Source organism: Corynebacterium sp. 212_CJEI (genome assembly GCF_001055915.1).
In the GTDB taxonomy this organism is placed as follows: domain Bacteria; phylum Actinomycetota; class Actinomycetes; order Mycobacteriales; family Mycobacteriaceae; genus Corynebacterium; species Corynebacterium jeikeium_D.
On the sequence record NZ_JVPT01000017.1, the window covers coordinates 1 to 13,792 of the forward strand.

15 protein-coding genes are annotated in these 13,792 nt (G+C 59.9%); 9 read left to right on the forward strand and 6 right to left on the reverse strand.

All coding sequences use genetic code 11. The features are described 5' to 3' along the window. The coding region (locus ADB02_RS01500; RefSeq protein WP_241482367.1) for a transglycosylase domain-containing protein at positions 1–1,682 on the reverse strand (1,682 nt) is incomplete at its 3' end. Positions 1,683–2,061: 379 nt separating this feature from the next. Here ADB02_RS01500 and ADB02_RS01505 point away from each other — a divergent pair. The 4 genes from ADB02_RS01505 (at position 2,062) to ADB02_RS01515 (ending at position 4,221) form a co-directional block, all read left to right on the forward strand. After that, positions 2,062–2,424 carry a WhiB family transcriptional regulator gene (locus tag ADB02_RS01505; protein ID WP_005511664.1) on the forward strand — a complete coding sequence of 121 codons (363 nt, stop codon included), beginning with the start codon at positions 2,062–2,064 and terminating at the stop codon, positions 2,422–2,424. 71 nt (positions 2,425–2,495) lie between these two features. Then, complete coding sequence (locus ADB02_RS11575) at positions 2,496–2,657, forward strand: hypothetical protein (protein WP_005511670.1); 162 nt, start codon at positions 2,496–2,498, stop codon at positions 2,655–2,657. Between the two features lie 136 nt (positions 2,658–2,793). Beyond that, entirely contained in the window at positions 2,794–3,270 is a 477-nt protein-coding gene (locus ADB02_RS01510) for a RidA family protein (protein WP_049189450.1), read from the forward strand. 135 nt (positions 3,271–3,405) lie between these two features. Beyond that, positions 3,406–4,221 carry an MBL fold metallo-hydrolase gene (locus tag ADB02_RS01515; RefSeq protein ID WP_005511689.1) on the forward strand — a complete coding sequence of 272 codons (816 nt, stop codon included), beginning with the start codon at positions 3,406–3,408 and terminating at the stop codon, positions 4,219–4,221. Positions 4,222–4,447: 226 nt separating this feature from the next. On the opposite strand, the gene ADB02_RS11460 is transcribed toward ADB02_RS01515, so the two are convergent. Then, positions 4,448–4,627, reverse strand: a complete 180-nt coding sequence (locus ADB02_RS11460; RefSeq protein WP_141764531.1) for a hypothetical protein — start codon at positions 4,625–4,627, stop codon at positions 4,448–4,450. 180 nt (positions 4,628–4,807) lie between these two features. After that, positions 4,808–5,491, reverse strand: coding sequence for a CRP-like cAMP-activated global transcriptional regulator GlxR (glxR, locus tag ADB02_RS01520; protein ID WP_005511668.1), 684 nt, complete (start codon positions 5,489–5,491; stop codon positions 4,808–4,810). Between the two features lie 500 nt (positions 5,492–5,991). Between glxR and nth the strand changes: the two genes are divergently transcribed. Genes nth through ADB02_RS01540 form a run of 4 tightly spaced genes read left to right on the forward strand, consistent with a single transcriptional unit; the run spans position 5,992 to position 9,728 of the window. Beyond that, on the forward strand, positions 5,992–6,921 hold the full coding sequence (nth, locus tag ADB02_RS01525; RefSeq protein WP_395893763.1) for an endonuclease III: 930 nt from the start codon (positions 5,992–5,994) through the stop codon (positions 6,919–6,921). 16 nt (positions 6,922–6,937) lie between these two features. After that, positions 6,938–7,681, forward strand: coding sequence for a TlpA family protein disulfide reductase (locus ADB02_RS01530; protein ID WP_049189451.1), 744 nt, complete (start codon positions 6,938–6,940; stop codon positions 7,679–7,681). Continuing rightward, positions 7,678–8,535 (forward strand): NUDIX hydrolase, encoded by an 858-nt coding sequence (locus ADB02_RS01535; protein WP_049189452.1) that lies wholly within the window; start codon positions 7,678–7,680, stop codon positions 8,533–8,535. Before ADB02_RS01530 ends, ADB02_RS01535 begins: the two co-directional genes overlap by 4 nt. Further along, complete coding sequence (locus ADB02_RS01540; RefSeq protein WP_049189453.1) at positions 8,532–9,728, forward strand: MarP family serine protease; 1,197 nt, start codon at positions 8,532–8,534, stop codon at positions 9,726–9,728. The genes ADB02_RS01535 and ADB02_RS01540 overlap by 4 nt, the downstream gene beginning before the upstream one ends. A gap of 82 nt (positions 9,729–9,810) precedes the next feature. Here ADB02_RS01540 and ADB02_RS01545 read toward each other — a convergent pair whose 3' ends face one another. Together ADB02_RS01545 and ADB02_RS01550 are read right to left on the reverse strand one after the other, a co-directional pair. Next, a complete protein-coding gene (locus ADB02_RS01545) occupies positions 9,811–10,788 on the reverse strand; it encodes an alpha/beta fold hydrolase (RefSeq protein WP_016421927.1) in 978 nt (325 codons plus the stop codon). Between the two features lie 93 nt (positions 10,789–10,881). Continuing rightward, entirely contained in the window at positions 10,882–11,382 is a 501-nt protein-coding gene (locus ADB02_RS01550; RefSeq protein ID WP_016421928.1) for a phage holin family protein, read from the reverse strand. A gap of 204 nt (positions 11,383–11,586) precedes the next feature. On the opposite strand from ADB02_RS01550, the gene ADB02_RS01555 reads away from it, so the two are divergent. After that, positions 11,587–12,594: a hypothetical protein gene (locus tag ADB02_RS01555; protein WP_080969547.1), complete on the forward strand. Its 1,008-nt coding sequence runs from the start codon at positions 11,587–11,589 to the stop codon at positions 12,592–12,594. 24 nt (positions 12,595–12,618) lie between these two features. Here the strand turns inward: ADB02_RS01555 and ADB02_RS01560 are convergent, their stop codons facing one another. Next, positions 12,619–13,500 carry an HAD family hydrolase gene (locus ADB02_RS01560; protein WP_049189454.1) on the reverse strand — a complete coding sequence of 294 codons (882 nt, stop codon included), beginning with the start codon at positions 13,498–13,500 and terminating at the stop codon, positions 12,619–12,621. Positions 13,501–13,792 lie beyond the last annotated feature (292 nt).

The following is a 13,792-nucleotide window of genomic DNA, read 5'->3' on the forward strand; positions in this document are numbered from 1 at the left end:
GGTGGCACATTTAGCTTGACCGCATTGCCCTTGGAGTCCGTGATTGAATCAATCGGAGAGGGCTCGCACCAGCGGCCATTGCTGGCCAGGGTGGCAGCGACATTGGATAGCTCAAGGTTATTCACCGACGTCGGACCCAGCACGAACGAGCCGAGTTTATGCTCCGAGACATAGTCCGCCACCGAGGACTCACCATCAAAACTGCCCGGCTCCGTGTATGAGCGCATGCCCAGGCGTACCGCCATGTCCATCACGCCATCGACGCCGACCAGCTCCGAAATCTGAATAAAAGGAGTATTCGGCGACCGTGCGAGCGTCTCACGCAGCGACATCGACGGCGGGAAACTACCCACGTTCTCCACGCAGTACAGGCCCGGCGGGCAGCCCTCTGCGCCACCGGTGCCCAGCCCGGAGGCCTCATAACGACGCGGCACCGGGAAGTTGGTATCAATACCCAGCCCCTTTTCCACCGCCGACGTCGCCGCGAAAATCTTAAAAATCGAGCCCGCGCCATTGCCCACCGGCGTAAATGGCTGAGGCTGCACGGTCTGCATTTGTTCCGCATCGAGGCCGTATACGCGTGACGACGCCATCGCGAGCAACTTCCTGGAGTCATCCCCAGGCTCAAGCAAACTCATAACCTCGGCTGCGCCATCCGCAGTCGGTGACGCCTGCTGACGCAGAGACTCCTGCACGCTGTCCTGCACACGCGGGTCCAGTGTGGTCTTCACATGGAAGCCACCGCGCTTGAGCTTCTCGGTCTCAATACCGTGGTTCTCCAAGTAGGAGACCACATAATCACAGAAGAAACCGCGATCGCCCGCCGCGATGCAACCCTGCGGCAGGCGCTGGGGCTCCGGGAGGATGCCGAGATCAGCTGCCTTGGCGTCCTGAGCCTCCTGCGGGCCAATTGCCCCCGTGGATTCCATGGCCGCAAGCACGTCGTTACGCCGTGCATGCGCACCTTCCGGATTTGTATACGGATCGAGCCCGGAGGACTGCTGAACCATGCCCGCGAGCAGAGCGGCCTGCGGGACATTCAGATCGGACGCGGGAATGCCGAAGTATGTCTGAGCTGCAGCTTCCACGCCGAAAGCGCCATTGCCGAAGGGGACCAAGTTCAGGTACTTAGTCAGAATCTCGTCTTTCGTCAGCTCATCTTCCAGATCCAACGCGATGCGAATCTCGCGGATCTTGCGACCATAATCCGTGGCAGTAGCAGCGCGGCGCTCCGACTCCGACTCTGCGTCCACCAGCAGCGTGTGGTTCTTAATCAACTGCTGCTCAATTGTGGAGGCGCCTTCCTGCACCGACTGGGACATGAAGTTCTTTACCGCCGCACGAGCAGTGCCCTTCCAGTCCACACCAGAGTGCTCATAAAAGCGCCTATCTTCCACGCTGACCAGCGCGTCCTTCATAGCGGGCGAGATGCGTTCCGACGGCACATTAAACCGCCGCTGATCATAGAGCCACGCAATTGGCTGATCATTCCGATCCGTAATAGTGGTGACCCCTGGTGCGTCCTTAGAAATCACCGACCGCGACGCCGACGCGAATTCATCAGCCGTGCGCGCGACGAGGTAGGCCGAGCCGCCCACAAGAGGAAAGAGGGCGCTGGCCACAATCAACGCAGCCAACACAGTGGCAACGGAGAGCTTGAACAGCGTCGAACCTTTATTCACAGCAATCACACTACAAGGTAGGGCGGATTGAGCCGAAGTGAGTTTTCGAAAATCCGCCTAGCGACATGCCCGGCGAGCCCAGAAAAACGCCTGGCGAGCGGAGGAGGATCGCTACGAGCGCCCTTACAATACCGGGCAAGTCATCGTGGGGTGGTTTCTGGAAAAAGGTTTTCATAGTGACGCAAATCACCCCCGTGCTTTTGTTGGAAAAAGTTGCCCCACCTGCATTGTTGTATTTAGGGCTGCGCCACGTCCACCCTCCCAGTGTGACCCAATCGACATTATTTGGGTGGTGTGAATAGACTTACAACAAAATTTCAGCACTATTTAGTTGAAACTATTTCGAAATAACGAAAATCGCAGGCACGAGGAGGCTACAATGACCGCCACGATTCCCGATCGCAACCGCACTGCTACTACGCCAGACTACGAGCTCGGTGTAGAGAGCTTCCGCGATCGTCAGGAGTGGGTCCCGCGCGCTAAGTGCCGCGATATTGACCCGGATAAGTTGTTCGTTCGCGGTGCCGCACAGCGCGAAGCTGCAGTTATCTGCCGCCACTGCCCAGTGGTTCTGCAGTGCCGTGCCGACGCTCTGGATAACCGCGTCGAGTTCGGCGTCTGGGGTGGCCTGACCGAGCGTCAGCGCCGCGCAATGCTGCGCGAACACCCGGAAATTACTTCGTGGGCCGACTTCTACGCTGAGCAGTACGCAGCTCAGCGCAAGGCAAAGCTGGCTAAGTAAAAACCGAACTTAGACCGAAGTAAAACTGAACCCCCAGCGCGCGAGGCTGGGGGACAGATAAAGTAGCTTCCATGACTACTAAATGGGAATACTTCACCGCACCGCTGCTCATTCACAACACCAAGGCCATCCTGGACAACTTTGGTGAGGACGGCTGGGAACTCGTCACCGTTCTCCCGGGCCCGACCGGCGAAAACCACGTCGGTTACTTCAAGCGCCCGAAGGCTGACTAATTACCTCGGTGTCTAGCACCTAACTAACAACGGCGGTTGTGCTTTCGATTGGCAGCTGACTAACAGTTGGCTGCCATCTTTCTTTGGCCGGCTTTATTCGCCCGGCCCCCAGTCGCCGTGGAAAGGCTTAACTCAAATGAGCAACTCTGAATCTCGCACTCCGTCCCAGGCCCTCGAGGACCTGGGGCTTACTCTGCCTGCCGTTGCCGCGCCAGTTGCGGCCTACGTACCCGCAACGCGCACGGGCAACCTTGTTTTCACCTCCGGTCAGCTCCCATTCGTTAACGGCGAGCTCACCCACGTCGGCCACGTCGGCGCAGAAGTCACTGCTGAGGAGGCCAAGGAGGCCGCCCGCACCTGCGCTCTTAACGCTTTGGCCGCAGTCGATGCTGAGGTTGGCCTCGACAATGTCACCCGCATCGTGAAGGTCGTCGGCTTCGTCAACTCCGCCGCCGGATTCACTGGTCAACCGGGCGTTATCAATGGAGCCTCGGAACTCTTCGGCGAGGTCTTCGGTGAACGCGGCCAGCACGCTCGCTCGGCAGTGGGTGTGAATCAGCTTCCGCTGGACGCTCCCGTCGAAGTCGAAATCATCGTTGAAGTAGCCCAGTAGCTGCTGTATTTGGTGCCGTGACCAGTGGGGATGTTGCGTTCTCCGGGACGTCGTAAAGCGTGCTTACACCCAAATGAGCCGAATTGGAGGGCGTAGCCCGCTCCCCGGATTGCACAACCACGTAGGATAGAGGACATGGAGCATCCTGCGTATAGCCAACTGCGTCAGATTTCTCAGTCCGTGGGCGTCGTTCTGTGCCCGAACCCCAGCTACTCTTCGCTGGAGGGTACGAACTCCTACGTTATTAAGGCTGAGGGGGATAGCCGCAGCATTGTCATCGATCCGGGTCCGGAGGACGAGGGACACCTGAACGTCCTCCAGCGCTATGCCGGCGACGTTGCGTTGATTCTGCTGACGCACCGTCATGGCGACCATGCTGATGGCGCCGCACGTTTCCGTCAGCTCACCGGCGCGCCGATTCGTGAGCTGGAGTCTCAGTACTGCGCGGGAGGTCAGGATCCGCTTGTCGACGGCGAACGTATCGTCCTCGACGGAGTGACTCCGCAGATTGAGGTCGTGGCAACCCCTGGTCACACCGCTGATTCCGTCTGCTTCTTCATCCACACTGGTGATGGTGAGGACGATGTTGAAGGCATCGTTACCGGTGACACGATCGCTGGCCGCCACACCACTATGATTTCGGAGACCGACGGCGACCTGGGTAAGTACATGGAAACCCTGAAAATGCTGGATTCGCGCGGCAAGGGTGTTCGTCTGCTGCCTGGTCATGGTGCTGACCTGCCGGACATCACTGTAATGACGCAGAAGTACATTGAGCGTCGTAAGCTGCGCCTGCAGCAGGTGAAGGATGCCGTTGCCAAGCTGGGCGACGAAGCTACGGTCGACCAGATTGTGGATGAGATTTACACCGATGTCGATCCGGTGCTGCGTCATGCTGCTGAGCAGTCGACTCGTGTGACCCTGCGCTACCTGCGCGATCACGGGGAGTAATTGCTGGGCTTTGGCTGGGCTTTGGCTTCGGCTGGTTGCTGGGCTGGTCTGGGCTGGGCGAAATTGAGGCTTGGCTGAAGCCGAGCTTGAGTGAAGCTGAGCTCGACTCACCGCATGAAAAGAGCGTGTGACCTGCAGTTTTGCGGGTTGCGCGCTTTTTGTTTGGGGTAGTGCTGGTTGGGGTGGGCTAGTGCCGGTTGGGTGGGTTGGCCTCGTCGGGGCCAGCTCAATCACTTATCGATGAGGTATCCACTTGTCGATGAGCTATAGCGCGCGCATAAGTGAACAGCGCATCGATAAGTGATTGATGCAAGGAGAAATCGGTGAATGGTGCATCGATAGGTGCCGGGAAAGCATCGATAAGTGGCAGAAAAGCATCGATAAGTGCGCCAAACTTGGCCGGCATGCCAGGTCAGCATGCCAGGCCAGCGGGGGAAGACAACAAAAATCCCGCGAGCCTCATGCGTTTCATGTGCTCCTACGGGAACCGGGGATCCAAAAGCAGAGGCTGCGGGATGTGAGTCGTTTGGGCAGCGCCACAAGCGCAACAAGCTAACGTGCGCCACAAGCTAACGTGCGCAACAAGCTAACGTGCGCGGCGGGCCAAACGCTCCGTATCGGAGATGAGCACGGACTTGCCCTCAAGGCGAATCCAGCCGCGGTGGGCGAACTCTGCCAGAGCCTTGTTAACGGTCTCTCGGGAGGCGCCGACGAGCTGTGCGATTTCCTCCTGAGTCAGGTCGTGGTTCACGCGGAGAGCAGAACCTTCCTGAACACCGAAGCGATTGGCCAGCTGAAGCAGGGACTTAGCAACGCGACCAGGGACGTCGGTGAAAATGAGGTCAGCCAGTGAATTGTTGGTGCGGCGCAGACGGCGGGCCAGCATGCGCAGCAGCTGAGCTGGAACATCAGGGTGCGAACCAACCCATTCCTGCAGCTGATCGGCACTCATGGACGCGGCGGAAACTTCGGTGACGCAGACCGCCGAAGAGGTGCGCGGGCCCGGGTCGAAGATGGAGAGCTCGCCGAACATGTCGGACGGGCCCATGATGGTCAACAGGTTTTCACGACCGTCGGCTGAGCGACGAGCCAGCTTCACCTTGCCATCAATAATGATGTAGAGCCGATCGCCCGGCTCACCCTCATTGAAGATGGTGGTTCCACGCGGGAAGCGAACCGTCTCGAGCTCGCCGAGCAAGGCCTGCACAGCCTCCTGGTCGACTCCCTGAAATACACCGGCCCGGGAGAGAATCTCCTTGACGTCATCCACGGTAAAATTCTCCTGTCTTGGGCCACTAACCACCGTAAATACAGGCCAGCAGCCGCCAAATTAGCACTCGACTACAGATTGCAGTGGCCAAACAGGAAGAGAAACTACCCCGTCCCACTAGTCCCACTACTTTCGGTCTTTCCCGGTAACGCCGCTGCCAGCCTTCAAGGCAGGTTCATCCCTGGGCGAATTTCACGACAAATCGCCTCTACAGATGCATCCCAAAACTACGCCGTCACCAAGATGTGATAAGCACCACTGTAGCAAACGAGCCACTGCGCCTGTGGGGAATTCTGGTGAAAAGCCGCTGAACTGTGTATTTATAACTAATAATTCGCTAACGGTGTTCCAAGATGTGGTGGGGCATGACTTCTTTGGTTTTTGACCGAATATGCCCGAGCCGCTACCGGTTCCATCCGCATCCCGGACGAATCTAAAGATTCGGCCCGCGAAAGGTGCGCACGCGAATTGCAATCCGGGGTAGCCGATACACTACGACCATGGATACGACTGGCAAGGCATCGTCGTTAAGCACGCACCAGATAAACAAACCCCAGCCCACGCACCCGCAGGGATCCCTGACGTCGAAGAAGCGTCGGGCGGTGGGGGCGCATCCGGCGGCGCGAGGGAAGGAGACGCGCCTGGGTATGGTGCGGCGCGCGCGGCGGATTAACCGCACGCTGGCGGTGGCATACCCGAATGCTCACTGTGAGCTGGACTTTCGTAATCCGTATGAGCTCGCGGTGGCGACGATTCTGTCGGCGCAGTGTACGGACGTGCGGGTGAATATGACCACGCCGGCGCTGTTCGCTAGGTACCCCAGCCCTGCCGATTTGGCGGTTGCGAATCAGGAGGAGGTCGAGGAGCTCGTTCGGCCGACGGGTTTCTATAGGAATAAGGCTGCGAACATTATCGGCTTTGCGCAGGGGGTGATGGAGCAGCACGGCGGCGAGGTCCCGGGCACGTTGGAGGAGCTGGTGAAGCTGCCGGGCGTGGGGCGAAAGACGGCAAACGTGGTGCTGGGGAATGCTTTTGGGGTGCCGGGTTTGACGGTCGATACGCATTTTGGGCGTCTGGTGCGGCGCATGGGGCTCACAGAGCAGGAAGATCCGGTGCGCGTTGAGCACGAGATGATGGAGGTGCTACCGCGCGCGGAGTGGACGTGGTTTTCGCATCGCCTGATTTTCCACGGTCGCCGGGTGTGCCATTCGCGCCGGGCGGCGTGCGGGGCGTGCTTCTTGGCGGCGGATTGCCCGTCGTATGGTGTCGCGGGTCCGGCGGAGCCGGAGACGGCGGAGAAGTTGATTAAGTCAGACGACAGGGAATGGCTTCTCTACCTGGCCGGTCTTAATGACGGCTACAGTGGGGAGAAACTTTCCGCGCTTGACGACGGGGATAGCGCGCGCAACACCACAGCGACACAGGACTAGTCGAGGAGCACTTTTCGTGAATGAGCAGGGCGGTCATAGTCACAATGGTGGCCACTATGAGGATCGGCAGGCGGACGTTAACCGTTCGGCATCGCTGATTACGCTGCTCATCGCGGGAGTTAGCATTGTGGGTCTGGTGATTTTCGCGATTGTGAATACCACTAGTGGCAATGACGAGACCGATGGTGGTGGGACCGGATCTGGTGTGAGTGTCGGTGCGGATGGCGATGGCCGTGATGGTGAAGTGGATGGTGCGTCGGCAGCGCCAGCGATGTCGAAGGATGAGATCGCGGCGGTAGCGGGTAGTGGCTCACTGACCGGTGTGCGCTTGCCGCTGTTGGCGGAGTCGGGAGACTCGGCAGGCCAGGACAACGAGGCTGGGCAAGTGGAACTGGTGGACATGGGGCAGGTCGTCGAGGGCAAGCCGACAGTGCTTAATGTCTGGGCGTGGAACTGTGCGCCGTGTCGCCAAGAGCTACCGCTTATTGAGCAATGGGCCAAGGACAATCCGGACGTGCAGGTGGCGACGGTGCATGCGGCTCGTGAGGCGGGGCGTGGCCAGGCCTTCCTGCAGGAAATCGGAGTGAAGCTACCGACCTACTCGGACACGGTCGACGTGGTCGGACCAGCGTTGAATCTACCGCGAGTTGTGCCCATCACCGTGGTGTTTAAGGCAGATGGCACGGTGGCGACCATTCATCCTGGTGAATTCACCGATGCGCAGCAGATTACGGATCTCGTGCGAGGTGCATTGAAGTGACTCAGGGACAGTCGTGGAATCGTGACGCAAGCTCGGGGCTGTATCTGCCGAAATGGTTGACCAATAGTTTGCCGCCGCACCTGGTCAGCGCTGATCACGACGCGGCAGGTCACGCCAGCAGCGCCAGCCACGCCACAACAGGCCACTCGGAGCAGCAGGTGGCCGGTCGCTCCGCTTCGTCGTCAAGCGTGAAGCGTGCGTTTGCGAAGTTGCGGCGAGACTCCTCGACGCAGGAGAAACCGTTGCGGAATCCGGCGCGGTCGGCGGTGTTGGTGCTGATCAGCGGTGATGCGGAGGCGCACCAACGGCCGGAGGATGCCAGCGTGGTGCTTACACACAGGGCGACAACCCTGCGTAAGCATGCAGGCCAGATGGCTTTTCCGGGCGGTCGTGTCGATCCCGAGGACGTGGATGAAATCGATACCGCGCTGCGTGAAGCCGAGGAAGAAACCGGCCTGAACCGAGAGACGGTGACGCCGGTGCGGGTGCTGGACTCGATTGACATTTCGCGGACTGGCTTCGCGGTGAATCCGGTGTTGGCGTATTGGCATGCACCGCATCCGCTGCGTGTGGTCGACCCTGCAGAGACGGAATCGGTGCTCAATGTGCCAATTAGCCATCTGACGAATCCGGACAACCGCATGATGCTGGGCTATCACGGCTGGACAGGGCCGGCATTTAAAGTTGGCGACTTCATCGTTTGGGGATTTACCGGCGGCGTGCTGTCCTACTTGCTGGATGTGGCCGGCTGGTCGGAACCGTGGGACGACACCAACGTCCAGAAACTTTTGCCAGTGCTCGCGCGTTCCGCTAATGGTGAAAAACTGTCCGTACTGAAGGGAGGCCGACGATGATGCCTGCAATCGCTGTGTTTGACGTTGCGCTGCTGGCGGTCTTCATTTTCGCGCTTATCGTCGGCTGGCAGCAGGGCGCAGTGTCGTCGATTATGGCCATTTTGGGCGTTGTCCTGGGCTTGGTCATTGGTGTGCCGTTGGCGCCGCTAGCTATGGCGCAGGTCGAGAACCAGTCGGGAAAGGTTCTTCTGGGCCTCGGCACGGTGATTCTGTTGGCGTTGATTGGTCATGCGGTGGGAACAGTGGCGGGGCAGTCGCTGCGGAATACCATTCGCTCGCCGTTGGCAGTCGGCCTGGATTCGAGCCTCGGTGCCATCGTGCAGTCCGTGACGGCGCTGGTAGTGACATGGATGATCGCCGTACCCCTGGCCACCGCCGTGCCCGGGCAGTTTGCCGACTGGGTGCGTGAGTCCAAGGGCATGAACCTCATTGACCAGGTCGCGCCCGACGAATGGAGCGACGGCTTCAGTGGCATCCTCCGTCAGCTTCGCGATGATGGAATGCCCGCCATCGCTCCGCCTTTCGGCTACAAGCAGAACGTCCCCGATGAACCCGCCGACCCCAACGTGATTTCACAGGGTGTCGTCGACAGTATTCGACCGTCCATCGTCCGCGTCTTGGGCGAAGCCCCGCAGTGTGAACGCTTGCTGCAGGGTACTGGCTTTGTCATCGCGCCGGATCTGATTCTGACAAACGCGCACGTGGTCGCCGGTGCCACCACTGTTCGACTGGAAACCGTGGTCGGCATGGCTGACGCGAACGTCGTGCACTACGATCCGCTTGACGACGTCGCCCTGCTCCGAACCACCGACCTACCCCTGGAGCCCATGCAGTGGGCGGATCAGGAAGCTCGTCCGGGCGATGACGCGGTAGTGCTGGGCTTTCCCGAGTCCGGGCCCTTTAAGGCCACACCTGCGCGCGTGACGGAGAACATCATTATTCGAGGCCCGGATATTTATTCGTCGACTCGGCACGAGCGTCAGTCCTATGTTCTGAAGGCGGATGTGCGCCACGGCAACTCGGGCGGCCCACTGATTACGCCGCAGGGCCAGATCCTGGGCTTGGTCTTCGGTGCCGGTGTGAACAATGACCAGACTGGTTACGCGCTGACGCACGCCGAGGTCCAGCCACACATCGATGAGGCGATGAATAACTACGGGGCCATCGGCACGCAGCAGTGCGTGGCGGGGTAAGCGGAAAGTTGTGTGTCTGTGGACAGGTCAGCCCCAGCCGCAACCGCAGGAGAGTTCCGGCTAGCTTCAGCCGAGCCGAAGCCTAAGACCCCTCCGGCAACCAGTCCAAGTGATCCCTGATTGCCTGCACCACAGCCTGAGGTTTCTCTGCCGGCAGGAAGTGCCCACAATCCGGCACAACGCGCACGTGACTCGAGCTGAGCTCCACTAGCGCACGTGGGGTACGAGTGTCCTGCTCGCCGACGAGCAGCACCGTGTGCTCATCGCTTTTCGACGGGCCCTCCATCGCACTCAACCACTTGCGGAAAGCGGCCGGAGCCGGCCGCGTCCACCAATTCATGTGAGCCAGTGCAGGACGGAGTGCACCACTGGCCAGGCTATCGGTCATGAGTTCCGCGGTCTGTTTCCCCGCGGGGGTCTCGGCGAACCCCTCCCCGGCGGTGGACATGGACTCGCGCACGATGCGCTCAATGAGCCGCTGCTGGCGAGCCTCAGCCGCCTGCGTGCTGAACTTATTGCGACGCAACTGCGGTACCCGTGGCCGCGAGTCCCACCACGAACGGCGCAGCAGAGGAGCCAGGCTACTGCGGAAGTCCTCCGACCACGGGCTCTTCAACTGGTTCAGCCACACTTTCGGATGTGCAGCACCACAACCAATAATTCCGGAGACAAGATTGGGCTGCCGCGAAGCCAACGTCCACGCCACCCAGGTGCCGAACCCCTGACAGACCAGCAGCGCGGTCGAATGCCCCAACGAGCGAATCGATGAGGCGATGTCCTGGGCCGCCTCAAACGGATCGTAGCCTTGCGGTGTTCGGTCGGACTGACCGTAGCCACGCATAGAAATAGCCACAGCGTGCACGGGGAGGGGGTCGCCAGAGTCGTCGTTAAGCAGTGGCAGAACCTCGCGCCATTCAAACCAACCGCCAGTCGAGCCGTGAATAAACAACACGAGCGGATCGGAGGGGCGGCCGCACTCGGCGATGTGTAGGCGCTGGCCGCGGACGTGAATGAGACGATGACGCCAGGGGCCAGTGAGAGAATCGCTGAGGGAGGTCATGAGGGGAAAATACCTTTTCCGAAGGGCTTAAACCGGGACTGAATAAGACAAAAGGGCGAGACCAACAAGTCCCGCCCAATTTCTTTTAAGCCTTTAGGTGTACATACCGTTCGACTGCGAAGACTTCTTCGCCGACCCCGACGGCACGACCCCCTTCAGCTCCTGCATCGACTCGATGGTCTTCTCCGGCTTGCGGATCGACTTGACCTTCTTCAGACCCAGCAGTGCTGCAACACCGGCGATGACCAGCATCAGAACGAAAACGATGAGGAACGCAGCCCAGGTTGGCAGCCAAACATCCAGCAGCCAGCCGAGGAAGAAGAAAAAGAAGAACGAGGAGTACAGTGCGACGACGCCGGCAACCGCGAAGAAGCCACCGCCAACTGCGCCCTTCTTAGCCTCGCCAGCAATTTCGGCCTTGGCCAGCTCAATCTCAGAGCGAACCAGAGCGGAAATCTGCGAAGAAGCATTAGACACGAGCTGGCCGACGCTAGCATCACCCGATGCGTTGCTATCCACATCACTCAGCGGGATAGCGGTAACACGCGGTTCGGTGCCGTCGGTAAAGAGACCCTTCGTATCGTCGTTGCTCACGTGTACTTCCTCCTACGCAGATGGTTGGAAAAGATGGTTTGAAACTTTAAAACTGCAGTTACAAACTGCCATACTACCTCTGATTGTGGGTAGGGCGCGCCATAAGGGCGAAAAAGCCAAGAACTCGTTGAAGTTTTTCTCATCTTTGACCATTTCTATATAAGTTTGTCACTTACTTAGCGGTGAAGAATTAGGGTGTGGGATATGAACAATCAGCCTGAGAACGTGCGTGGAGCCGATGGAATTGGCGCCGGTGCTGGCAACGGTGTCGGCAATGGCGCCGGTGTCGGAAAGGGTGGCCTAGCTGGCATGAGCCTGGGTGTGTCCTCCGTGTCGGCGAAGAAGCGCGCAGAGCGTGAGGCAGCGCAGGCGAAGGCATCTGAATCGGGTGCCGGTGGCGCTGACAGTGCTCCCGCCGCTGCTATTCCGCAGCTTGACCCCAAGGACCCCCTCGCGCCCCTGTGGCAGCTCGACGGCGTTGCGCACGCGGCTGATGTCGCGGCCAAGGCTATCCAGGCCGTCCATAGGCACAAGGCCAACCTGCGCAAGCACAACGTCACCGGCTCCGAGTCGGTCCTGCGTGGCGCTCGGGCATCGGCGTGGCTAGAAGGCGGCGAGCCATCGCTTCCCGACGACGGCAACATCACCGACCCCGTACTCGCAGCAGCCCTGCGGGTTGCCGACACCATTTCCCCGGAGTCAATTGGTGAGACCACTCGCGTGTGGCAGCGCGCTCCGCAGCAGGTGCTGGCCAAGTTTGCGTTGAACGCATCGCCCGCAGGTGAAACTGAAGACGGTTCCGAGGCGCGGATGAAGGCCGGCCGTCCGGTCGGTGATGACAAGCTCTCGTCCGCGATGAAGGAACAGCGTCTGCACGTGCTCGGTGACTTCATCACTGGCCGCAGCCAGATCCATGCTGGTGTGCTCTCGGCGATTGTGCACGGTGAACTGCTGACTCTGCGCCCCTTTGAGTACCACAACGGCATCATCGCCCGCGCCGCCTCGCGGCTGACGACTGTCGCAACCGGCCTGGATCCGCGTGGCTTGGCCGTGCCCGAGGTCTACTGGACGCGCCACCGCCAGGAGTATTTCGAGGCCGCAGAGGGGTTCGCGTCGGGAAACGCCGATGGCCTGCGTTCGTGGATTCTCCTGCATCTGGAGGGGCTGAAGGCCGGTGCCGTGGAAGCGCGCGGTATCGCCGAAGCGGTGTAGGCGGGCCGGCTGCTGGATGGTGGGTTAGTCGGCCTTTGGCTCGTCGTCGTTTTTGCGCAGTGCCAACAGCGTCGCACCCGCGCCAAGCGCCAGTGTGACGCCGGCAAGAATTGCAGCATTGCGTTTCGACGGCGCGCGAAACAGCGGGACGGGATTCCGGAATTGGCGCACAGGCCACTCACGCTCTGCCGCAATCTTGCGCAGAGCGCGATCGGGATTGACCACAACGGGATGGCCGACTGCAGCCAGCATGGGCTCATCAGTGATGGAATCCGAGTACGCAAAGCATTCGGCCAGGTTGAACTGGCGCTTTTCCGCTATCCGACGCATCTGCACAGCCTTGTTTTCGCCTCGGCAGAAGAACTCCGTTTCACCCGTGAAGAGCCCATCGCGGACCTCCAGCTCGGTGGCCACCACGTTGTAGACACCGAGCGCCTGCGCAATGGGCTCAACAATCTGCCGAGCCGATGCCGAGATAATGAACACCTGATGCCCCCGTGCGCGGTGTTCACGAATGAGCTCCAAGGCCTCGGCGTAGATGTACGGCGTGATGTTCTGCTCTAGGGTTTCGATCGCGACCTGGCGCAGTTCCCTGGCGCTGTGACCAGCGATAAGAGCGGAAAACTGCTCGCGCGTGGCCTCCATTTGCGCCTCATCGTGTCCCTGTGACATGTACAGGGCGTGACTGAGTGCCATTTGCAGCATGTCCGTCGGCGAAATGATGCCGCGCTCGAGGAATTGCTTGTTGAACGCATATGCCGAGCTCTTGGCAATAATGGTTTTATCCAGGTCAAAGAACGCAGCGACGCGAGAGTTAGCGGTGGCGGGAGCATCGTCCACGATGCCTGTGTTCGTAGAAGCGTGCGGCTGCGGCGTTGTTGAAGCCCTGTTCTCGCCGGTGTTCATAGACTCTGAGCTTACCCATGGATGTCGGGCACGGGGAGAGCATTATGAGTGTTTAACTGCTGGGTGGGGGATTGGGGCGATTGGGCCGGTGGCGGTCGTGGGGGGGCTTGGCGGCGATTGGGGCGCGGCATTTCCTGGGCGCGATTAATCGAGGAAACGTGACATCGAACATAATGGGCATTAAATCCTTTGTAAGGTATTTGCAGATTCCTCGGGATATGTAATACTTGGACGTGGCTGGCCCCTTCTTGTTCTTTTTAGAAACAGACTGCGAGGCCGCCCCGGCTCAATC